This is a genomic window from Tateyamaria sp. ANG-S1 (assembly GCF_000814025.1).
Taxonomy (GTDB): domain Bacteria; phylum Pseudomonadota; class Alphaproteobacteria; order Rhodobacterales; family Rhodobacteraceae; genus Tateyamaria.
The window spans coordinates 176613-197535 of record NZ_JWLL01000004.1; the positions used below are offsets into that span (position 1 = coordinate 176613).

Here is a 20923-nt window from a genome sequence, read left to right on the forward strand (position 1 = left end):
TGGGGTTGCCCTGCTCAAAGGTCGCCCATCACCTGCTGGTTAAATCCATACACCTTTCGCGCCCCGCCGATGGGGATCAATTGCACATCACGCGCCTGACCGGGTTCAAAGCGCACCGCAGTGCCCGCTGCGATATCCAGCCGCATCCCACGCGCCGCATCGCGGTCGAACTCTAGCGCCGCGTTCGCCTCGCCGAAGTGGTAGTGGCTGCCCACCTGTACGGGGCGGTCGCCAGTATTGGCCACATGCAGCGTGATTGCGTGAACCCCGGTGTTCAGTTCAATGCTGCCATCAGCGGGGATGATTTCGCCGGGGATCATTTACGCCGCCACATGATCACTGCCGCCACCGCGATCAGGGCCAGACCCATGGCAACGAGCCACGGTTCTGATCCGTGCGGATGCGTGTGGGGGCCCGGGTGGGCCAAGGCCGGGGTGGCCATGAACAGTGGTGCGGCGACCGCGAAACGTAGTACTTTCATGGGTATTTCTCCTTGGGTTGGCAGCGGCTCAACGGATTGGATTGTGCACGGTCACCAATTTGGTGCCGTCGGGAAAGGTCGCCTCGACCTGCACGTCGTGGATCATCTCGGGCACGCCTTCCATGCACTGATCCCGGGTAATGATCTGTGCGCCCGCCTCCATCATATCGGCGACAGAGCGTCCATCCCGCGCGCCCTCGACCACGGCGTCCGTAATCAGGGCGATGGCCTCAGGGTGGTTCAGCTTGACGCCGCGCGCCAGCCGCTTGCGTGCCACCTCGGCGGCCATGGCGACCAGCAGCTTGTCCTTTTCGCGGGGGGTGAGTTGCATGGGTTAGAGTCTCCAGCAGATGGGCAGATGACCACCGGTCAGGTGGTTGAGAATGGGCAAAAGTGTCTTGCGCAGGTGATAGCCGGACGGGGCAAGGGCGCGCAGGACAAGGGTGTCGTCGGTCAACAGGCTGGCACCGCCTGTCTCGGGCAAACGGGCGCGGATGGGATCAAGCTGCGCCTCTGCGTCCGGCGCCACATAGGTCAGGCTGACCATCGCCGTCGCACCGCCACCGATGGCCGTGCGCGCCATTTGTGCCGTCATATCGCCCGACAGCGACCAGGCATCCAGCACCAGCGGCGCGCCATCGCGCCTGACCTCGATCCGGTCCGAAAACTGGCCCTGCACGGCGTCCTCGCCCATGGCGATCCGGCCCAGACACATCGGCTCGACAATCAAGGCGCGGGCCGAGGGGGCCAGATCGCAGGACAGGCGACGCGACATCGCACAGCCGTCAAAGATCAGCGTCTCCTGCGGCAGCCACCAAAGCGTCGCGTCGTCTTTGACAGTAAGGCGGGTCTCGACCCGCCCGACCTCGCCCGGTTGTGCGCGATAGGCGCGCTCGCAAGCCTGCGTGGTCAACGTGAGATGCGTGCCTGCACCAGCGGTAGCAGCATAATCGAAGCGGTCGCCGCCCGTCACACCGCCCGACGTGTTCAGCAGCACAGCTGTCATGCCATGCGCGGCCCGTGGAAAGACGGCCTTGGCCGCACCTTGTTGGTAGAGCCCGTCAATCGCGGTGCGCCCGTCAACCGGCTTGGTCGACAGCCGAACAGAGCCTATGGCGCGCGGTTGCGCAGGCGTCGCAGCAGTGAGGGGCAGGTGGGCAGTCATTCAGGTTCGCGGCAGCTCAAGTCGCCTGATATGACCATTCTTGGGCGCCTTCGGCTAGCCCTTCGGCCAAATGCCTGAAAATTCGCCGAAAAAGCGCCTATTTTTCGGGCAGTTGGCGGAGCAGATAGGTATCCATGATCCACCCATGCGCCGCCCGCGCGGCGGCCCGCCGCGCAATGATCCGCTCCGACACATCCGCCAGGCGCCCGTGTTCCAGGATTTGCTCGGGCATCCCTAGATACGCCCCCCACCAGATGTCAAAGCGATCGCCGTCCAGTGTCTGGAACGTACAATCACCATCCAGCATCACGACCAGCGTCTCGCACCCTTCGGGCCAGCCATGATCCCGCAACCGCCGCCCGGTCGAGATCGTCACAGGCGCGTTGAGCGTGTTGAGCGGGATCGCATGCGCCGCCGTCAGCGCCTGAATCGAGGTGATCCCGGCAACCACCCGTATCTCCGGCTTCGGCTCCAACCGCGCCGCGATGCGCAACGTGCTGTCATAGAGCGAAGGATCGCCCCACACGAGCAGCGCAACTTTGCGGGCCTCAGGATGCTGCGCCATCGTCTCGGTCCAGATGCGTGCAATCTCGTCATGCCAAGCATCAACGCGGGCGATGTAGGGCAGGCTGTCGTCGCGCACCGGCATATCAAACAGGGCGACCGTGGCGTCATCGCGCACATCCGAGATGATCTGTGTGCGCAGATCGGCAAGATCGCTCTTCCCTGCGCCCTTGTGCGGCACCAAAAACAGATCGGCCTCGGCCATCACGCGGCGCGCTTCGCCTGTTAGGTGATCAGGGTTGCCCGTGCCGATACCAATCAGAAATAGCTCCAAGGTAGTTACCCCTCCGCCAGCGCCCCGTAGAGGATCAGGGCAGGGGCATCGCTCACCCCCTCCTGCAACCGTGCGGCGAGGTCTGCCACACTCATCCGGTGCAATGCCTGCGCGTCAGTAGACACCCCTTCAGCGAGCAGCGCAGGGGTGTCCCCCGGCAACCCGCCATCCATCAGCATTTCTGCCAACGCGGGAAAGGTCCGCTGCCCCATAAACACAACCGTCGTCGCCTGCGGATCGGCCAACGCTGCCATGTTCAGATCCTCAGGCAAGGCCCCGCGCACATCATGGCCCGTGATGAACTGTACGCGCCGCGCGGTCAGCCGCCGGGTCAATGGAATGCCCGCCGCCGCGGCGGCCGCACAGGCCGAGGGCACGCCGGGAACAATCTCGTATTCAATGCCCGCTGCCTTCAGCGCGTCGGTCTCTTCTTCCAATCTGCCAAAAGTGCCGCCATCCCCTGACTTGAGGCGCACAACGCGGGCATTGTCCTGCGCATAGTCCACCAGCAACTGGCTCACGTGATGCTGCTTGGGCGACGGGCGACCGGCCCGCTTTCCCACACCGACCAGATCGGCCCCACTGCGCGCATGGGTCAGGATGGGCCCCGCACTCAGGTCATCAAACAACACCGCATCGGCTCGCTTCAACCGGTCCACGGCCTTCAGCGTCAGCAGTTCCGGATCACCGGGGCCGGAGCCGACGAAACTGACAAACCCCGTCATCCCGCCTCTCCGGTGATGAGGTGAAAGAACGTGCCGGTCACATGGCCCTTGCGCGATCCGGTCTCGGGCACGGGATTGCCATCGGCATCCGCCACTTGGGCCAACGGTTCGTCCGGTTCATCCAGAATGGTCGTGTAGTGAAATTCGTGCCCGCGCAGCGCCGCACCGGTCTCAAATCCCGGCATCGGCGTGTCCAGCACCGCGCGCCGATAGCCCAGATGGAACTTCCGCTTCTCAAAGCTCGTCTCAAGACCAAAGAGGCCAGTCATCTCGTGGCGCGTGCCGTCCTTGTCGGTCAATCCAGCGCCCAGCACCATGTAGCCACCGCATTCGCCATGTATGGGCCGCGTCTCCGCATGTTTACGCAGCCCGGCCTTGAAGGTGGAAGCCGCAGCCAGCGTTCCGCCATGCAATTCAGGATACCCGCCAGGCAACCAGACGAGGTCGGCGTCTTCGGCGGGCGCCTCATCCGCCAGAGGCGAGAAAGGCGCGATTTCAGCGCCTGCCGCGCGCCAACCCTCCAGAAGATGCGGATAAGTAAAGGAAAACGCCGCATCACGGGCCAACGCGATCTTCTGCGCAGGTGGCTTGGGCAGCGGATGCGCGTGAAGCGCAGGGCCAGCTTGCGCCGCCGCCCTGATCGCGTCCAGATCAACATTCTCGCGCAAGAACTCCGCGTATCCCGCAATCGCGGCTTCAAGATCCGGATGCTCCACCGCCTGGATCAGCCCCAAATGGCGCTCTGGCAGCTTAAGGTCACCGCGCCGGGGCAGGCTACCCAGCACCTTCACGCCCGCGCGCTCCATCCCCAGCCGCGTTAGCCGTTCGTGTCGCGGGCTCGCCACCCGGTTCAGGATCACCCCGGCAAAGGGCAGGTCGGGATTGTAGCTCTTGAACCCCAGCGCCGTTGCCGCTGCCGATTGCGCTTGTCCACCCACGTCGATGACCAGCACCACTGGCCAACCCATGGTCAGCGCCGTCTCCGCACTTGACCCGAACCCCGACTGACCGCGCGTGGCAACCCCGTCGAACAGACCCATGGACCCCTCGGCCACGCAAATATCCGCGCCATTCATCTGCGCCACCACACCACCAAGCAGCGCATCATCCATCGCCCATGTGTCTAGGTTGAACGACGCCCGCCCTGCGGCAGCGAGGTGAAAGGCCGGGTCGATATAGTCCGGCCCCGACTTGTAGGGCTGAACCACAAGCCCATCATCCCGTAGCGCCCGCAACAGACCCAGCATCACCGTCGTCTTGCCCGTGCCCGACGCAGGCGCAGAGATCATAAGCCCCTTAATCATCGCCATGGCTCCAGCTTGCCCAGGGGCTCTCCGCGCTTTGCGGTCGATAGCGCCGGTCGTAATCCTTTGAATAGAGGCAGCTTTCGTCAAAACTCTCCGCCCCGATGGCGCGGCCCACAAGTATCAACGCCGTGCGGCTGATCCCATCGTGCATCGCATCCTTGAGCGTCGACAGAGTGGCATGAATGATCTGCTCATCCGGCCAACTTGCGCGGTAGACAACCGCCACGGGGCAGTCCGCACCATACGCAGGCGTCAAGTCTGCAATGACCTGATCCAGATTGCCAATGCTCAGGTGGATGGCCAGCGTGGCACCGGTGGCGGCAAAGTTGGTCAAGGTCTCACCGTCCGGCATGGACGAGGCCCGCCCCGGCGTCCGCGTCAGCACCACCGACTGCGCAACGCCCGGCAGGGTCAGTTCTGCCCCAAGTGCCGCGGCCGCGGCCGAGAATGACGGCACGCCCGGCGTCACGGTGAACGGAATGCCCGCCGCCCTAATCCGACGCAACTGCTCGCCCATGGCTGACCATACGGACACGTCTCCTGAGTGTAGTCTCGCGATGTCATGGCCCGCCATATGGGCGGCTTCGATCTCCGCCATGATCTGGTCCAGATCCATGGACGCAGTGTTCACGATCTTCGCCCCCTCAGGGCAGTGGCCGAGGATGGCTTCGGGCACCAGCGACCCGGCATAAAGGCAGACGGGGCAAGCCGCGATCAGGTCGCGTCCCCGCAGGGTCAAAAGGTCGGGCGCACCGGGGCCCGCGCCGATGAAATGAACGGTCATGTGTCTTGTCCTTCGGCTATGGCGCAGGTGGCCATGCGATCATGTGAAATGGTGCGCGATCCGATGAGCGTGGCGCCCGGCCCCGCGGCGGCAAGTGCCGTGGCCTCCGCCACGCTGGGCATGTCTTTTTCCGCGCTGCTGCGGGCGGAGTGCGTCACTGTCGTTTGTGCCTTTGCATCCACAGCGCTGACGGTTATCGTCTGAATCCCTTTGGCTCTGGCGAAAGACTGCAACGCAGAAGCCTTCGTCTCAAGCGTCGCCACCGCATCCGGCGTCACGTCATGCTGCGCCAAAGCATCTGCAAGGCTGGCAGCCGTAGCTTTGGTGCTAAATCCGAACCCGGCCACGATCATCGCTCAAGGCTCCACTGCACAATCGGGTAAGCCGATGCCCAACCGCGTTTCGGTCCCAGCGGGGACGCATGGCTGAGCGCGATGCGCATCAATTCCCCGCCGTGCTCGGCCTGTGCTGCGGTCAACAGCGCCTCACCCTCCAGAGTTACGGCGTTCACGACAAGCCGCGCATTTAAAGTCAGCACCTTGTCCAGCAGGTGTTGAGACAATCCCCCGCCGACAAAGATCGCATCCGGCATGCGCAATCCATCCAGCGCATTTGGTGCCGCACCTTCGACAACGTCAAGACGATGCTCCACCCCAAGCTCCACCGCGTTCGTCCGAATACGCGCCGCCCGATCCGCGCGTGGCTCGATCGTCGTTGCAGTCGTCGTTGGATGCGTCAAAAGCCACTCCAGCGCGATGGAGCCCGATCCGCCGCCGATGTCCCACAGATGCTCGTCTGGCTTGGGGGCAAGGGTGGACAGGGTGATCGCGCGAACGGGGCGTTTGGTGATTTGTCCGTCGTTTTGAAACGTGTCGTCTTTCTGACCAGTCGCCACGGTCAGCGAAGTGCCCCTCCCCGCCACTTCGACGGCCACGCAAACGGGATGTTCAAACGTGTCCGCGACAGCATCAACGCGACACGTCGTAAGGCGGTCCTGTGGCCCGCCGAGGTGTTCCATCACATGCAGCGCGCTGTCGTTGAAGCCCTGCGCGACGAGGTAGTTTGCAAGTTCGGACACGGCCTCACCGTCGCGCAGTGTTACGATCAGTTGCGTGCCGGGGGTAAGGTGGCGGCGCAGGCGGGCCATGGGCGCGGCGTGCAGGCCCAGGCAGGTGGTTTTTTCGAGTGCCCATCCCAGCCGCGCGGCGGCGAGGGAGAAGCAGGAAGGGCCGGGTAAGGCCGTCCATTCGCCAGCGCTGAAGCTGCGGGCGATGACGGAGCCTGCGCCGAACCAGAAGGGGTCTCCGGAGGCGAGGACAACGACCCTTTGTCCCCGCAGGGACGCGAGGGTGGCGATACCGTCGGCGAAAGGAACGGGCCAGGGGATGAGATTTGTCCCCGCGGGGACACTTGTGGTTAATGGCGCATTAACCACCAGATCCAGATGGCGTTGGGGGGCCATGATGACCTCTGCCTGCGCCAGTGCGTCTTGACTTGCCTGGCCCAGACCGGCAACTCCGTCCTCGCCTATGCCGATGATTGTGAGCCAGGGGTCAGACATGCGCGCGAACCTTTTGATCCTGGGCGGGACGACCGAGGCAACGGCCTTTGCCAACGCTGCTGCTGAGCGTGGGCTGACCGGAACAGTCAGCTTTGCGGGACGTGTGGACCGGCCCAAGCGGCAGCCTTTGCCCCAGCGGATCGGAGGTTTTGGCGGAGTTGAGGGGCTTGTTGACCATCTCAAGGCTGAAAAGATCACGCATGTTGTTGATGCGACGCATCCCTTTGCCGCGCAGATGAGCGGGAATGCGGTTGAGGCATGTGGTCAAGCCGATGTGCCGCTCATCGCGCTGACCCGTGCGCCTTGGAGCGAGCAGGATGGCGACCGCTGGACCCATGTGCCGGACATCACGGGCGCGGTTGCAGCCCTTGATCAGCCCGCCAAGCGGGTCATGCTGGCGGTGGGACGGATGCATCTGGCGGAGTTCGCGCCGAACCCGCAGCATTTTTACCTGCTCCGGCTGGTTGATCCACCGAAGGATCTGCCGCCCTTTCCGGACCATCACGTGCTGGTGTCGCGTGGGCCGTTCACAGAGGCCGACGACCGGGCGTTGATGAAAGAGCACCGGATTGATCTGGTCGCGTCCAAGAACGCGGGCGGGACGGGTGCCTATGCCAAGATCGCGGCGGCCCGCAGCCTTGGCTTGCCCGTTGTCATGATCGACCGGCCTGCCGTGCCGGAGCGACAGGAAGCGCATAGCGTGGGCGAGGTGATGGACTGGCTGCGTCATTCCGGCGTCGACCTCGGGGTGTAGACAATTGGTGCCCCGTCACGCTCGATGATCCTTGTGCGGGATGAGCCGACGATGACTATGGTGCGCATGTCGGCCATGTCGGGGGTCGTGTCCGGCAAGGGGACTATTTTGATCTCTTCATCGGGCCGCGTGACGTTGCGGGCGAAGATGACAGGGCGGGTATCGCCACATGCCTCTTTCAGCACGTCGAGCGTGCGCACGAAACCTTCGGGCCGGGATTTCGAGCGCGGGTTGTAGAAGGCCATGGCGAAGTCGGCCTCTGCCGCGAGACGCAGGCGCTTTTCGATGAGGCTCCACGGTTTGAGGTTGTCGCTGAGGTTAATGGCGCAGAAGTCGTGGCCCAGTGGTGCGCCGCAGCGGGCAGAGGCGGCGAGCATGGCGGTGATGCCGGGCAGTACGGAGATATCGAGGGTGCGCCAGTGGCCGGGGCCCGCTTCGACGGCCTCGAAGACGGCGGCGGCCATGGCGAAGACGCCGGGATCGCCGGAGGACACGACGACGACCTTTTTGCCTTCGTAGGCCATGTCGAGGGCGTGGCGGGAGCGGTCGATCTCGACCCGGTTGTCGCTGGCATGCAGCGTCAGGCCGGGGCGTTCGGCGATGCGGGCGACGTAGGGGGTGTAGCCGACGATGTCGGTGGCTTCGGCCAGCACATCAGACACTTCGGGCGTGATGAGCGCGTCACCCCCCGGCCCGAGCCCCGCGATGCGCACCCAACCGGTCACGGGCGGCGGCCCTGTCCATGGACAACGATGATCGAGAAATAGGGGGTCACTTTGCCCTCGGCCTCGCACAGCTTTTGCACGTTCTGGTTCGGCATCGCGGCGTACTCGATCAGGTAGGCGTCCTCGAACTTGCCTGCGCGGTGCAAGGCGCTGCGCACCTTGTCGATGTTGCGCCCGATTTTCATCACCACCAGCGCGTCGGCTTGTTCCATGCGGTCCACGAGCGTGTCTTCGTCGAGCGTGCCCATGAGGATCGTCAGTATGTCGTCGCCCCAAGTGATGGGCGCACCCGTCGCTGTCCATGCGCCCGACATGCCGGTGATGGCGGGGACGACTTGCACCGGGACGTGGGGTTCGAGCCGTGTGTAGAGGTGCATGAAGGAGCCGTAGAAGAACGGGTCGCCTTCGCACAGCACGACGATGTCTTCGCCCCCTTCGGCGAGGCTGCGCAGGTGCGCGGTGCAGTCTGCGTAGAACGCCGACATGATTTCATTGTAGCGCGGGTCGGTCAGCGGGATTTCTGTCGTGACCGGGTATTCCATGGGAAATTCGATGGCGTGATCCGCCAGCATCCCGTTCACGATGCGGCGGGCTTGACCGGGGCGGCCCGCCTTACGGAAGAAGGCGACGTGCTTGGCGTTCCGCACCAGCCGGTCGGCACGGACGCTGAGCAGGTCCTGCGCGCCGGGGCCGAGGCCTACACCGTGCACTGTTCCGGCGGATGTGGTTGAACTGCGCATCGCAGTCATTCCTTGCGGCTTGCGATGGCGTTGACGGCGGCGACGGTAATGGCGCTGCCCCCCAGCCGCCCTTGCACGATGCAGCACGGGACGGGTTGGTCGGCCCAGAGGGCGTCTTTGGATTCCACCGCGCCAACGAAGCCTACGGGGCAGCCGATGATGGCGGCGGGGCGGGGGCAGTCGGGGTCTTCGAGCATGTTCAGGAGGTGGAAGAGCGCCGTCGGGGCGTTGCCGATGGCGACGACGGCGCCTTCGAGGTGAGGTCGCCAGAGTTCGAGCGCGGCGGCGGAGCGGGTGTTTTGCATCTCAGCTGCCAGCTCGCGGACGCCGTCATTGTGGAGGGTGCAGATAACTTGGTTATCTGCGGGCAGGCGGGGGCGGGTGATGCCTTCGCTCACCATGCGGGCGTCGCATAGGATGGGGGCGCCTGCTTCGAGGGCGGTGCGGGCGGATTGGACGAAGCCGGGGGAGAAGCGGCAGTGCTGTTCCAGCCCCACGAGCCCTGCGGCGTGGATCATGCGGACGGCGACCTGTTCTTCGTTTTTGTCAAAGCGGTCGAGGTCGGCCTCGGCCCGGATCGTGGCAAAGGATTGCAGGTAAATGGCCGCGCCATCGGTTTCGTATTCGTAGGGCATTTTAGCTCGCTGGCGTCAGGAGGTCTGTGGCCGTGAGGCCGGTCGCGCGCGGGGCATCCCATGGATGGCCGTTTTCCACAAGGTCGAACGTGCCGTCGTTGCCGACGAGCGTGGTGGCGGCGCGGCGGGGGTGGGCGCAGCCCTTCGCACAGCCTGAGATGTGGAGGCCGGGTTTGGCCAGTTTGCGGGCAAGTGCCCGTGTGTCGACGGTGGCGGAGGCGCAGGCGGGCGCGCCGGGGCAGGCGTGGGTGTGCAGGAGCGGGTCGTTTGCGTCGGTGATGAAGCCGTGTGGGGCGCAGGGTTGGGCGTTTTCGAGGGTGAAGAGCCGCCATGGGGTGACGCGGAGGGCGGTTGCTTGGCTGTTTTGGATGAGGGCGGCGAGGGCTGCAGCGTCGATGCTGCCGAAGGGTGCGCCGTAGGTGGTGCCTCCGGGTTGCGGCGGTTGTGCTGCTTGATTGGGCGCCGTGTCTTGCCAGTTGTCGGGCAGTGGTGTCGATTTCAGGTGCTTTGCCATGCGCCCGGCGGCTGCACCGTTTGTGTCGAGGAACCAGTTGGCGAGGTCGAGGAGAGCCCGGGGCGCTTCGGCTTCGCTGATCGCTTGGCCTGTGAGGGCGCCGTCGGCGCGCAGGATCAGGCCGGTTGCGCTGCATTCGAAGCGGAAGTCGGCGGAGGTGTCAGTCAGGATCGGTTGCGTACCGGTGTCGATGACGATGCCCATTTTGGCGGGAAGCGTCGGCATCTGCGGCAAGGTGTCGAGGATGGCGGCGTGGAGGCGCGTAGTCAGGTCTCCGTCCTGCCAGAGCGGGGTGGTGACGATGTTGCGTTTGGCTTCGGCCTCGGGGGTCGTGTCCAGCAGGTCGAGGTCTTGGAGGGCTGTGAGGACGGTTTGGTGATCGTCGTCTTTGATCCCGCGCATTTGCAGGTTGGCGCGGCTGGTGAGGTCGATGATGCCGTTGCCATGGCTTTGCGACAGGGCGCAGAGGCCGAGGATCTGGTCGCGGGTGAGCCGTGCTAGACGGGGGCGGATGCGCATGATGAGCCCGTCGCCAGACATCATGGGGCGCCAGGCGCCGGGGCACCAACCTTTGACACTCATTGCGCCGCTTCCAGGCTGGCGCGGATGGAGTTGCGGCGGGTGTGCCAGAGGCCTGCAGCATCCAGCGCGGCGAACTGGTCTTGCATTGCCTGGTAGGCGCCGGGGTTGGCGTCTTGGAGAAAGGCTGCGACCTCGGGGTCGCCCAGGGTCGCGTCGTGGTAGGCGTCGAAAAGGTGCGGGCCGACGACGCCAGCGAGGTGCGCGAAGGAGGCCATATGGTCGAGCGTGGCGGCAATCTCGGCCCCGCCGCGGAAGCCATGGCGTATCATGCCCGCGAGCCAGTCCGGTTGCGTGGCGCGGGCCTGGACGACGCGGGCGATCTCTTCGGGCAGGGTGCGGGCGCGGGGGCGGTCGGGTTGGGTCGTGTCGAGGTGGTAGAGGGAGGCCTTGCCGCCCGTGACCGCCTGGGCGGCGGCGAAGCCTGCTTCGTGGGCGGCGTAATCGGAGGCGAGAAGGACATCGGTTTCGGGCAGGTCCTGCAGGTGGACGAAGCTGTCGGCGGCTGCCACGCGGGCGCGGATGCCTGCCTCATCCTTGACAGTCTTCGGCCCGTCTAGAGCGTAGGCGCTAGCGGCGAGCCAGGCTTGGCCTGCGGCGGTGCGGGCCTCTTCCGTGAAGGTTTCGATGTCGGCGCCCATGCCGAGGCCGAAGCTGCCGGGGGCGGGGCCGTATACGCGGGCTGCGGGGGCGTGGCCTGCGTAGGGGTTCCAGTCGGGGGCTTCATCCCGTTGGCTGAGCGCGCGGACGGCTTGGCCGAAGAGGGCAGAGAGCGTCGGGAACACATCGCGGAAGAGACCGGAGACGCGCAGAGTGACGTCGATGCGGGGGCGGTCGAGGTCGGTGATGGGCAGGACTTCGATGCCCGAGACCCGTTCGGAGCCTTGGTCCCAGACCGGTTTGACGCCGAGCAGGTGGAGGGCCATGGCGAATTCCTCGCCCGCGGTGCGCATGGTGGCGGAGCCCCAGAGGTCTACGATCAGCCCTCGGGGCCAGTCGCCTTCCTCTTGCAGGTGGCGTCGGACGAGTTCTTCGGCCAGTTTCACGCCTTGGGCGTAAGCGGCGCGGGTGGGCACGCTGCGCGGATCGGTGGTGTAGAGGTTGCGGCCGGTGGGCAGGACGTCGCGTCGGCCGCGATGGGGGGAGCCGGAGGGGCCACCCGCTATGCGCTTTCCGTTCAGCGCGTCGATCAGGGCGGTGCGTTCGGTGTCGGCACCTTGGCCCCAGATGTGCAGGCCGTCGCCGAACTGGCTTTCCTTGATGTCGCAGACGAAGCGGTCGATGCGGGTGATCGCCTCCGCGCTACACGCGGCGCGGTCAAGGCCGAGGTCGTTTTCGACGCCGATGGCTTGGGCTTCGGCGCGGATGTCCTCTTGCAGTCGGTCGCGGCGCTTTGGGTCGAGTCCATCTGCGTTTGAGAATTCGTCAAGCAGGGTTTCGAGCCGGACAAACCGGTCGGGCGTGGCGCTGTCCTTCATCGGGGGCGGCAGGTGGCCGAGGGTCACGGCGCCGATGCGGCGCTTGGCTTGGGCGGCCTCGCCCGGGTCGTTGACGATAAAGGGGTAGATGACGGGCAGGGTGCCAGTGAGGGCTTCGGGCCAGCATTCATCGGAAAGAGCGACCGACTTGCCGGGCAGCCATTCGAGGGTGCCGTGCGCGCCGATATGGATCAGGGCTTGCGTTTGGCTTTGGAGCCAGAGGTAGAAGGCGACGTAGCCGTGGCGCGGGACGCGGGACAGGTCGTGGTAGTCGTCGTCGCGTGCTTTGGGTTTTCCGCGTTCGGGTTGCAGGGCGATGAGGACGTTGCCCCGGCGCGTGGCCGGGAAGTGGAAGTGGCCCTCGTCGGTGTCCTCCTCGGGGCTGCCCCATGCGGCCCGGAGGTCGTCTTGGAGGGATTGGGGAAGGTTCGCGAGGGCGGCTTGGTAATCTTTCAACGCCCAGCGGATCGTTTCAGTTTCGAGAGCGGGCGCGATAGGAGCGGCGTCTGTTCCGTGGCCTGCGTCTTTCAGGTCGGACAAGATCGCTTCGGCCGAGGCTAGCGCGTCGAGGCCGACGGCGTGCGCCATGTTCCAATCTTTGCCCGGATAGGTGCTGAGCACGAGGGCGAGGGTGCGGTCCTGTGCTGGGGTAGCGGCGAGGTCGGTCCATGCGTTGACCCGGTCGGCCACGGCTTCGATGCGCTGGGTGTCCGCCGCGTGGGCATAGCGCGCGAATTGCAGGGCTTCGTCGCGGGCCTGCGGTTCTTTGAACGAGGCAACACCGCCGAAGAGCCGACCGTCCACTTCCGGCAGGACCACGTGCATGGCGAGGTCAGCGGGAGAGAGGCCGCGTTCGGCTTCTGCCCATGCGTCGCGGGTGGAGGTGGCAAGGGCTATCTGGAAGACTGGCACATCACCTGCGTCGAGCGGGGAGGCGCCGTTGGCACCGATGCCCGAGAATGCGGTGGCGTTGACGATGGCGCTCGGCTTCAGGTGTGCGATCTGTCGCGCCATCCATGCCGCCGGTTCGGGGGCCTTGAGCGAGGGGGCAAAGAGGCCGAGGACGCGGAAGCCGCGTTTGCGTAGGGCGGCGAATGTGGCCTCGATGGGCGACAGGTCCGCGGCGGCGAGGTAGGCGCGGTAGAAGGTGACGAGGGTGAGCGGTTTGTCGTCTGCGGCTTGGATCAGAGGGCATGCCACGCCGTCTTCTGGCGTCCATACGCCGACCGCTGGCAGGGTTTTCGCCCCTTTGACGGGGCCAGCGTATAGGCCGGAGGCGAGAGCCATTTGGGCCAGTGCTGCTTGGGCCGCGACCGCACCGCCCGTGTCGCAGAGATGGGCGAGGCGGCGGAGGGTGGAGACGGGGAGGGTTGAGACCTCGTCCAGCCTTGGGTCGGGGCGGCCATCGGCAGGCAGGACGGCGAGGGCGATGCCTTTCTGACGGCACAGCGCTTCGACCTGTTGCAGGCCGTAAGCCCAGTAGGGGACGCCGCCGATGAGGCGGATCAGGATGCCCTTTGCCCCTTCCAGCGTCTGTTCGATGTAGGTGTCGACGGACAAAGGGTGTTTGAGGCCCACGAGGTTGGCGAGCCGAAGTGTCGGCAGCTTGCCGTCCGCTCTGTGATACGCCGCCGCGAAGGCCCCGAGGTCGCTGTCGGAGAAGGACAGCACCACCAGATCTGCGGGCGTCTGCCCCAGATCGGTGGGTGTCTCGGTCTCTTCAAGCCCGTGGCTTTCGCGGAAGACGACGTGCATCGTGGGCGGTTCCTATTCGGCGGCTGCCGGAACATCCGTCAATGCGGACCGGATCGCTGCCGCATTCACGTCGTCATGTTCTGCAATCACGACCAAACGGCCCTGGCGCGCTTCGTTCGGACCCCAGGGGCGGTCGAATTGGTGGCGGACGCGGGCGCCGACGGCTTGCACGAGCAGGCGCATGGGCTTGCCGGTGACGGCGGCGTAGCCTTTGACGCGCAGGATGTTCCGGGTCTTCGCCATGGCTTCGATGCGAGCGACGAGGTCTGCGGGATCGTCCACTTCGGGGATGTCGATGATCACGCTGTCAAAGTCGTCGTGGTCATGGTCGTGATGGTGGTGGTCGTCATCGTGGTCGTGATGATGCTCGTGATGGCTGGGCCGGGCGTCCATGTCGTCTTCGGCTGCCGCCTCAAGTCCCAGTACGATGCGGGGGTCCACGACGCCCTCGGCCACTTCGACGACGGGCAATGGGCGGGGGGCCTCGGCGGCGATGATTTCCTTGGCTTTGGCGACGCCATCGGGGCCGGCGAGGTCGGGTTTGGTCAGCAGGATGATGTCGGCGCAGCTGATCTGGTCTTCGAACACTTCCGACAGCGGGGTTTCGTGGTCGAGGCTGTCGTCCGCTTCGCGCTGGGCATCGACGGCGGCCACGTCGGGGGCGAACCGGCCTGCGGCAACCGCTTCGGCATCGGCGAGTGCAATCACGCCGTCGACCGTGATGCGGCTGCGGATGTCGGGCCAGTCGAAGGCCTTGAGAAGGGGCTTGGGCAGCGCGAGGCCGGAGGTTTCGATCAGGATGTGTTCGGGCTGCGGGTCGAGGGCCATGAGCGCCTCGATCGTCGGGATGAAGTCGTCGGCCACGGTGCAGCAGATGCAGCCGTTGGCCAGTTCCATGATGTTTTCTGCGGGGCAGTCGGGGATGGCGCAGGATTTGAGGATATCGCCGTCCACGCCCACGTCGCCGAACTCGTTGACCACGATGGCTAGGCGCTTGCCCTGCGGGTTCTGCATCAGGTGGCGGACGAGAGTTGTCTTGCCGGAGCCGAGAAAACCGGTGATGACGGTGACGGGGGTCTTGTTGAGGTTGGCCATATCAGAACTCCTGCGGGGGGATGCGGGCGATGCAGTTTTTGCGGAAATGTTCGGGGCGTTCGCGCCAGGGAACGAGGCCGTCAGGGGTGGCGGCGTATTTCGACACACCTTCGACGACCATGTCGGCGTCGCGGTTCTCCATCAGGTTGCCATAGACATAAGTCCAGCGCTGGGCACCGCCGCGCACGGCGACCGAGCAGCCGGAGGAGCAGTTGGACAGGCATTCGACGGCTTTAAGTGTCACGCCTTCGGGCATGGTGCGGTTTGCCAGTTCGGCATGCAGCGCTTCGCCGGGGCGTGTGCCGTCTTCGGGCACGTCCAGCTCGCGGCGGCATTTGACGCAGACCAAGAGTTCTACGGGGGGCAATTCGGCCATCTCATTTCCCAGTCGCGGGGACGGCATGGCAGATGGCGGGCGGCGAATGGCCGTGGTGTCCCGACACCCGGCACACCCCGTCCGGTTTCGTCCTTCTTTGGCTGGCAGGTCTCCCGGCTTGCGGATCCCGAGGCGTTTGCCTCTGCGGCTGCCCTGCCTTCCCGGCCCTTGGCCAGTGGCGTGGAGCACCCTTTCCGGTCACGGTCGCGGGGGCGGCTGCGTTTGGGCCTTTCGACCCGCGGCATTCCCTTTTCACCCACAGCGAACCGCGGGCACCAACACGACTGTAGTGCGGGGCGGTGCAAACAGAGTCAAGCGTGTTCGGGATGGTGACGGCGCGGCGCTTGTCCTATTTTGGTCGCAGAGGGAGTGCGCCATGTCACAAAAGATCATCGTCTGGGACTTTGACGGCGTGCTGAACGCCAATATCGTGGCAGGCCGATTTGTCTGGGGCGACACGCTGATGGCAGATTAGGGCATTGAGTTGGCGGCACTGGCGCGCCATTTGTTTCACCCCGACCGCATCGGAAGGGTCATGCGCGGGCAGGCAGACCTGCGGGCGGAGCTGGTGGAGTGGATCGACTTTGCAGGACATGACGTCGATGCGGATGCGTTCATGGCCTATTGGTTTGCCAAGGACGCTTTGCCGGATGCAGAGGTGTTGGCGCACCTGAACCGACCTGGCGTGCGCCACGTGATCGGTACGAACAATGAGCCGCGACGCGCGGGTTACATTGAAAACCAGATGGGCTTCGGCAGTCGGGTCGAGCGCATCTTTGCCTCGGGTCGGATCGGACATGCCAAGCCTGATGCGGAGTACTTCACCCATATCGAGGACTGGAGCGAGGCACCAACCCCGGCCCATGTCCTGATTGACGACACCAAGCGCAACGTTGACGCGGCACAGGCCCGAGGGTGGGATGCCTTTCACTTCACGGATCAGACCCGCGATGGCCGGAGTGCCTTTCTGGACCGGGTGGCCTGATTTCCGGCCCCCTCTGGCACCTGCCGCAAAATGATGGCACCAACAGGTGCGAAACCCCGGAGGACGCCATGGACGACATCACCGAACGCCACAACGCCAAGATGAAGAAGATCAAGGCGGCCCGCGACAAGATGATGGAGACCAAGACCGAGGAAAAAGGCCTGATCATCGTTCATACGGGGCCAGGCAAGGGCAAGTCATCCTCGGGCTTCGGAATGGTCATGCGCTGCATTGCGCACGGGATGCCTTGTGCGGTTGTTCAGTTCATCAAGGGGAACTGGGATACGGGGGAAAAGACGTTTCTGCGCGAGAAATTCAGCGATGAGTGCCGGTTCTTCGTGTCTGGCGAAGGCTTTACCTGGGAAACGCAGGACCGCGAACGCGACGTTGCGGCGGCCGAGAACGGCTGGCGGATCGCCAAGGAACAGATCCTTGATCCCGAGATACAGTTCGTTTTGCTGGACGAGATCAACATCGCACTGCGCTATGATTATCTGGACATCGACGAGGTTTTTGATTTCCTAATGAATGAAAAACCCCCGATGACACACGTCGTGCTGACAGGTCGGAATGCCAAGCCTGAATTGATCGAGGCGGCGGATCTGGTCACCGAGATGACGCTGGTCAAACACCCGTTCAAGGATCTTGGGGTCAAGGCACAGAAAGGTGTCGAGTTCTGATCCGGGCGCACGGCGCGTGCGCCCTACGAGGGGTCGTCTATGATCATCGGTCACTTACCTGCGGGATACTTGCTGGCCTCTGCGCTGGACCGCAGTTTCTTCCGTGATCCGGTGATGTTCTGGGCGATCATGGCGGGTGCTGTTGTACCTGATCTGGACATGCTTTGGTTCCATGTCGTGGACGGTGGCGCGGTGCATCATCACACGTACCTTACGCATGACCCGACGCTTTGGGCGGCCATTCTGTTCTTTGGGCTCGTACTCACGTCACGTTTGTTGATCGGGGTGGCCCTTGGCGCTCTTTTGCACATGGTGCTGGATACAATTGCCGGTCCGGTGTCATGGGGGTGGGGTGATTTTTCGTTTTCGGGTCCTTTGGTGATTGTGCCACCAACACAGGATCATTGGGTGATGTCATTTGTCCTGCATTGGATCATGCTCATCGAGCTTGCGCTTTGGGGCATTGCAGGGGTCGTCTTTGTCATGCGGCGCAAGTTGGAGCCCATGGAATGACGGCCCTGATGATCCAAGGCACCGGATCCAATGTCGGCAAGTCGATGCTTGTTGCCGGACTATGCCGTGCCGCCCGAAAACGCGGGCTGTCGGTGGCCCCGTTCAAGCCGCAGAACATGTCGAACAACGCCGCCGTGACCGTTGACGGTGGCGAGATTGGGCGGGCGCAGGCCCTGCAGGCGATGGCCAGCGGGTTGGAGCCGCATACAGACATGAACCCCGTCCTGCTGAAGCCCGAAACCGATGTGGGCAGTCAGGTTGTGGTGCAGGGCAAGCGGATGACGACCGTGAAGGCGCGGGAATATGCAAAGCTGAAGCCATCGCTGATGGCGCCTGTTTTGGACAGTTTCAGCCGGTTGAAGGCAAATCACGATCTGGTGCTGGTCGAGGGGGCGGGCAGCCCGGCCGAGGTGAACCTGCGCGCTGGTGATATCGCCAATATGGGCTTTGCCCGTGCCGCTGACTGTCCGGTTGTGTTGGTCGGGGATATCGACCGTGGCGGGGTGATCGCCCAAGTGATTGGCACGCAGGCCGTGATTGACGAGGCGGACGCCGCCCTTGTCCGTGGCTTCCTGATCAACCGCTTTCGCGGCGACCCCAGCCTGTTTGACGACGGCTATGCGTTGATCGAAAAGCAAACGGGCTGGCGCGGGTTCGGCGTCGTGCCATGGTTTGGAGAGGCGTGGCGGCTTCCGGCGGAGGACGCGCTGGACATCGCGACGCCCAACCGTCCGAACGGGCTGCATATCGTTTGCCTCAAGCTGTCGCGGATTGCCAATTTCGATGATCTTGATCCGCTGGCGCAGGAGCCGGGCGTGCGTCTGACGATGCTGCATGCGGGCCAACCGCTGCCTGCCGATACAGATGTCGTGATCATCCCCGGCAGCAAGTCGACGCGGGGGGATCTGCAATTCCTCAAGCAGCAGGGCTGGGACGAGGATGTGCGGGCCCATGTCCGCCGCGACGGTCATGTTCTGGGTATTTGCGGCGGTTTCCAGATGCTGGGCCGGGTTGTGGACGATCCTGAGGGGATCGAGGGTCCCGCAGGGGCGACGCCGGGCCTTGGTCTGCTTCAGGTCGACACGCTGATGTTCGATGACAAGCGCCTCACAACGGTCGAGGCGGTGCATATGCCCAGCGGGCAGAGCTTTCAGGGCTATGAAATCCACATCGGGCGCAGTGACGGCCCAGACCGTGCGCGGCCCTTTGCACGGGTGGCAGAACAGAACGAAGGGGCGATCAGCGCCGATGGCCGCGTGTCTGGCAGCTATCTGCACGGCATGTTCCGAGACGACGGGTTTCGGCGCGCCTGGCTCGCCGGGTTCGATGTCAGTCCCGGCAATGCGTCCTATACCGCAACGGTTGAGGCGACGCTGGATGCGCTGGCCGATCACCTCGAAGAGCATCTGGACATCAACGCGCTTTTGGCTTGCGCGCGGTAGCGTCGCAGAGAAGGCGCACGCGACCGCATAGCCAATCGCCTCTTAATGCTTTCCCTTGAGTTGCGCGGAGGCCACTTCGACGTCAGCCGCAAAGCCAGCTCATCTGCAGCTATCTGCCAACTGACATGCACCCGCACTTTCTTCTGGCCGAAAATACCTCGGGGTTTGGGGCAGAGCCCCAACTCAAACATGTCGTCGCCGCAAGGCGACCTTTGGATCAGTCGAAGGAAAACTCGGGCAGTTGATCAAAGGCAACCTTCAGCGCCTCGCCCCAGCCGTTGGATACGGTCTGGAAATAGGGGTCATCCGGCTCGATCCGTTCCGCGTGGGTGATCGAGAGGCTGTCGGCGGTGTAGGTCACGTAGTCGAGCGGCAGGCCCACCGACAGGTTGGATTTGATGGTGGAATCGAAACTCACCATCAGAAGTTTAACAGCATCCTCGAACCGCATCGCCGGATCATGGGCGCGCACGATGATCGGCTTGCCATACTTCGCCTCACCAATCTGGAAAAAAGGGGTGTCTGCCGAGGCTTCGATGAAGTTCCCTTCAGGATAGACGAGGAACAGACGCGGCTCCGATCCCTTGATCTGACCACCGATGATCATCGTCGCGCCAAAGGCGCCATCTGCTTCCATGCCGGTGGTGGCGTTGGACGCAATCACTTCTTTCAGCGTCCGGCCGACCTCACGCGCGACTTGGAACATGGACGGGGCTTCCAGGATGGAAGGCTTGCGCTCTTCCGGAGCTTTTGACCGCTCGTCGAGAAGGGAGATCACGGATTGTGTCGTCGCCAGGTTGCCCGCGGTCATGATCACGATCACCCGCTCGCCCGGGATTTCCCAGGTGTGCATCTTCTTGACGGTCGAGATGTTGTCGACGCCCGCGTTGGTGCGGGTGTCGGCCATAAAGATCAGCCCGGCATCCAGCCGCATCCCTACGCAATATGTCATATTTTGTGTGTCCCCGCCCGAGTCGGGCCAAATCTGCGTTATTGCTGCTGCACCTGCAAGGTCACAGACATATCTTCCGCAGCGTTACCATAACGTAAACCCGAGATAGGGGCGGCGTCGCGATAGTCGAGGCCGGTGGCCACGCGCACATATCGCGCATCGGGGGAAATCCCGTTCGAGATGTCAAAGCCGACCCAGCCAAGGCCATCGACATACGCTTCGGCCCAGGCATGGCTCGCATCCTGATCCACGCGGTCATTCATCATCAGGTAGCCCGAGACATAACGCGCCGGAAACCCGAGCGCACGGGCTGCGGTGATGAACACATGCGCATGATCCTGGCAGACGCCGTGGCCTGCCTCCATCACCGCCTCAGCCGTTAGATCGGACGCGGACTGATCCGTTGAATAGGGCACGGCACTTAGCACATGTGCCGAAAGCGCATGCAAGCGGTCCAGATCGCCCCCGTCGCTGGGTGCATCAGCAATCAAGCCCTTGATGCGGTCGCCCGGTTTGGTCAGCGAGGTGCTGCGCCGAAACAGCCACAGGGGCACATAGCCACCCTGCGGACCGACGACACCGGACTTGTCTTCAACCTCGACCGTGCCGGAACAGGTGATCTCGATCTCTTTCTGGCCTGAGGCGAAGCTGACGAGGTCGACAGAATTCGCATGTTCATCTTCAAAGGACACCTCGACCTGTCCGCCCGCCACGTCGATCTGCCAATCCTCGACCACCTGTCCGGGGCGCGACTTGGGCCGCAGGCGGATCTGTTGCAGCCCGTAGGGCACAGGGGCGTCATAGGTGTAGTGGGTCTTGTGCAGGACAGTCAGGCGCAT

Annotated in this window: 24 protein-coding genes and 1 riboswitch; of the genes, 5 read left to right on the forward strand and 19 right to left on the reverse strand. The window is 64.2% G+C overall.

Translation table 11 applies throughout. The features are described from left to right. Nucleotides 1–14 precede the first annotated feature (14 nt). The 10 genes from RA29_RS06980 to RA29_RS07020 all read right to left on the reverse strand — a co-directional run bounded on the left by RA29_RS06980 (nt 15) and on the right by RA29_RS07020 (nt 6861). Entirely contained in the window at nt 15–320 is a 306-nt protein-coding gene (locus RA29_RS06980) for an urease subunit beta (protein WP_039684375.1), read from the reverse strand. Further along, nucleotides 317–481 (reverse strand): LPXTG cell wall anchor domain-containing protein, encoded by a 165-nt coding sequence (locus tag RA29_RS22790; RefSeq protein WP_152612956.1) that lies wholly within the window; start codon nt 479–481, stop codon nt 317–319. The genes RA29_RS06980 and RA29_RS22790 overlap by 4 nt, the downstream gene beginning before the upstream one ends. 28 nt (nt 482–509) lie before the next feature. Further along, entirely contained in the window at nt 510–812 is a 303-nt protein-coding gene (locus tag RA29_RS06985) for an urease subunit gamma (RefSeq protein WP_039684377.1), read from the reverse strand. Between the two features lie 3 nt (nt 813–815). Next, on the reverse strand, nt 816–1646 hold the full coding sequence (locus RA29_RS06990) for an urease accessory protein UreD (protein ID WP_052249518.1): 831 nt from the start codon (nt 1644–1646) through the stop codon (nt 816–818). Between the two features lie 97 nt (nt 1647–1743). Next, on the reverse strand, nt 1744–2484 hold the full coding sequence (cobF, locus tag RA29_RS06995) for a precorrin-6A synthase (deacetylating) (protein WP_039684378.1): 741 nt from the start codon (nt 2482–2484) through the stop codon (nt 1744–1746). A 5-nt stretch (nt 2485–2489) separates the two neighbouring features. Continuing rightward, nucleotides 2490–3209, reverse strand: a complete 720-nt coding sequence (gene cobA, locus RA29_RS07000; RefSeq protein WP_039684380.1) for a uroporphyrinogen-III C-methyltransferase — start codon at nt 3207–3209, stop codon at nt 2490–2492. Beyond that, nucleotides 3206–4519, reverse strand: coding sequence for a cobyrinate a,c-diamide synthase (locus tag RA29_RS07005; RefSeq protein WP_039684382.1), 1314 nt, complete (start codon nt 4517–4519; stop codon nt 3206–3208). Before RA29_RS07005 ends, cobA begins: the two co-directional genes overlap by 4 nt. Further along, nucleotides 4506–5300 (reverse strand): precorrin-4 C(11)-methyltransferase, encoded by a 795-nt coding sequence (gene cobM, locus RA29_RS07010; protein WP_039684384.1) that lies wholly within the window; start codon nt 5298–5300, stop codon nt 4506–4508. The genes RA29_RS07005 and cobM overlap by 14 nt, the downstream gene beginning before the upstream one ends. After that, nucleotides 5297–5653 carry a cobalamin biosynthesis protein gene (locus RA29_RS07015; protein ID WP_039684387.1) on the reverse strand — a complete coding sequence of 119 codons (357 nt, stop codon included), beginning with the start codon at nt 5651–5653 and terminating at the stop codon, nt 5297–5299. The genes cobM and RA29_RS07015 overlap by 4 nt, the downstream gene beginning before the upstream one ends. Beyond that, nucleotides 5650–6861 (reverse strand): bifunctional cobalt-precorrin-7 (C(5))-methyltransferase/cobalt-precorrin-6B (C(15))-methyltransferase, encoded by a 1212-nt coding sequence (locus tag RA29_RS07020; RefSeq protein ID WP_039684389.1) that lies wholly within the window; start codon nt 6859–6861, stop codon nt 5650–5652. The genes RA29_RS07015 and RA29_RS07020 overlap by 4 nt, the downstream gene beginning before the upstream one ends. On the opposite strand from RA29_RS07020, the gene RA29_RS07025 reads away from it, so the two are divergent. After that, a complete protein-coding gene (locus tag RA29_RS07025; RefSeq protein ID WP_039684391.1) occupies nt 6860–7615 on the forward strand; it encodes a cobalt-precorrin-6A reductase in 756 nt (251 codons plus the stop codon). The two genes, RA29_RS07020 and RA29_RS07025, sit on opposite strands and share 2 nt — an antisense overlap. On the opposite strand, the gene cobJ is transcribed toward RA29_RS07025, so the two are convergent. The 7 genes from cobJ to RA29_RS07060 are packed head-to-tail and all read right to left on the reverse strand — an operon-like array spanning nt 7588 to nt 15512. Continuing rightward, nucleotides 7588–8340, reverse strand: coding sequence for a precorrin-3B C(17)-methyltransferase (cobJ, locus tag RA29_RS07030; protein WP_039684392.1), 753 nt, complete (start codon nt 8338–8340; stop codon nt 7588–7590). The genes RA29_RS07025 and cobJ overlap by 28 nt on opposite strands. Then, nucleotides 8337–9080 carry a precorrin-2 C(20)-methyltransferase gene (gene cobI / locus RA29_RS07035; protein ID WP_039684394.1) on the reverse strand — a complete coding sequence of 248 codons (744 nt, stop codon included), beginning with the start codon at nt 9078–9080 and terminating at the stop codon, nt 8337–8339. The genes cobJ and cobI overlap by 4 nt, the downstream gene beginning before the upstream one ends. A 5-nt stretch (nt 9081–9085) precedes the next feature. Continuing rightward, nucleotides 9086–9715, reverse strand: coding sequence for a precorrin-8X methylmutase (locus RA29_RS07040; protein ID WP_039684396.1), 630 nt, complete (start codon nt 9713–9715; stop codon nt 9086–9088). Between the two features lies 1 nt (nt 9716). Next, nucleotides 9717–10811 (reverse strand): hypothetical protein, encoded by a 1095-nt coding sequence (locus tag RA29_RS07045; protein WP_039684398.1) that lies wholly within the window; start codon nt 10809–10811, stop codon nt 9717–9719. Next, nucleotides 10808–14041, reverse strand: coding sequence for a cobaltochelatase subunit CobN (gene cobN / locus RA29_RS07050; RefSeq protein ID WP_039684400.1), 3234 nt, complete (start codon nt 14039–14041; stop codon nt 10808–10810). Before cobN ends, RA29_RS07045 begins: the two co-directional genes overlap by 4 nt. 12 nt (nt 14042–14053) lie before the next feature. After that, nucleotides 14054–15136, reverse strand: a complete 1083-nt coding sequence (gene cobW / locus RA29_RS07055) for a cobalamin biosynthesis protein CobW (protein ID WP_039684402.1) — start codon at nt 15134–15136, stop codon at nt 14054–14056. 1 nt (nt 15137) lies between these two features. Beyond that, entirely contained in the window at nt 15138–15512 is a 375-nt protein-coding gene (locus RA29_RS07060) for a DUF1636 domain-containing protein (protein WP_039684404.1), read from the reverse strand. An 85-nt stretch (nt 15513–15597) separates the two neighbouring features. After that, a riboswitch (cobalamin riboswitch) is annotated at nt 15598–15807 on the reverse strand. A 240-nt stretch (nt 15808–16047) separates the two neighbouring features. On the opposite strand from RA29_RS07060, the gene RA29_RS07065 reads away from it, so the two are divergent. The 4 genes from RA29_RS07065 to RA29_RS07080 all read left to right on the forward strand — a co-directional run bounded on the left by RA29_RS07065 (nt 16048) and on the right by RA29_RS07080 (nt 19132). Next, the gene (locus RA29_RS07065) at nt 16048–16497 is read left to right on the forward strand and encodes an HAD family hydrolase (RefSeq protein ID WP_052249519.1); all 450 of its coding nucleotides are present in this window, start codon (nt 16048–16050) and stop codon (nt 16495–16497) included. A gap of 68 nt (nt 16498–16565) precedes the next feature. Then, nucleotides 16566–17177 carry a cob(I)yrinic acid a,c-diamide adenosyltransferase gene (cobO, locus tag RA29_RS07070; protein ID WP_039684406.1) on the forward strand — a complete coding sequence of 204 codons (612 nt, stop codon included), beginning with the start codon at nt 16566–16568 and terminating at the stop codon, nt 17175–17177. Between the two features lie 39 nt (nt 17178–17216). Next, nucleotides 17217–17690, forward strand: coding sequence for a hypothetical protein (locus tag RA29_RS07075; protein ID WP_039684408.1), 474 nt, complete (start codon nt 17217–17219; stop codon nt 17688–17690). Then, the gene (locus RA29_RS07080; RefSeq protein WP_039684410.1) at nt 17687–19132 is read left to right on the forward strand and encodes a cobyric acid synthase; all 1446 of its coding nucleotides are present in this window, start codon (nt 17687–17689) and stop codon (nt 19130–19132) included. Before RA29_RS07075 ends, RA29_RS07080 begins: the two co-directional genes overlap by 4 nt. 217 nt (nt 19133–19349) lie before the next feature. Here RA29_RS07080 and RA29_RS07085 read toward each other — a convergent pair whose 3' ends face one another. Next, the gene (locus RA29_RS07085) at nt 19350–20084 is read right to left on the reverse strand and encodes a proteasome-type protease (protein ID WP_039684412.1); all 735 of its coding nucleotides are present in this window, start codon (nt 20082–20084) and stop codon (nt 19350–19352) included. A gap of 38 nt (nt 20085–20122) precedes the next feature. Further along, nucleotides 20123–20923 (reverse strand): transglutaminase family protein, encoded by an 801-nt coding sequence (locus RA29_RS07090; RefSeq protein ID WP_039684413.1) that lies wholly within the window; start codon nt 20921–20923, stop codon nt 20123–20125.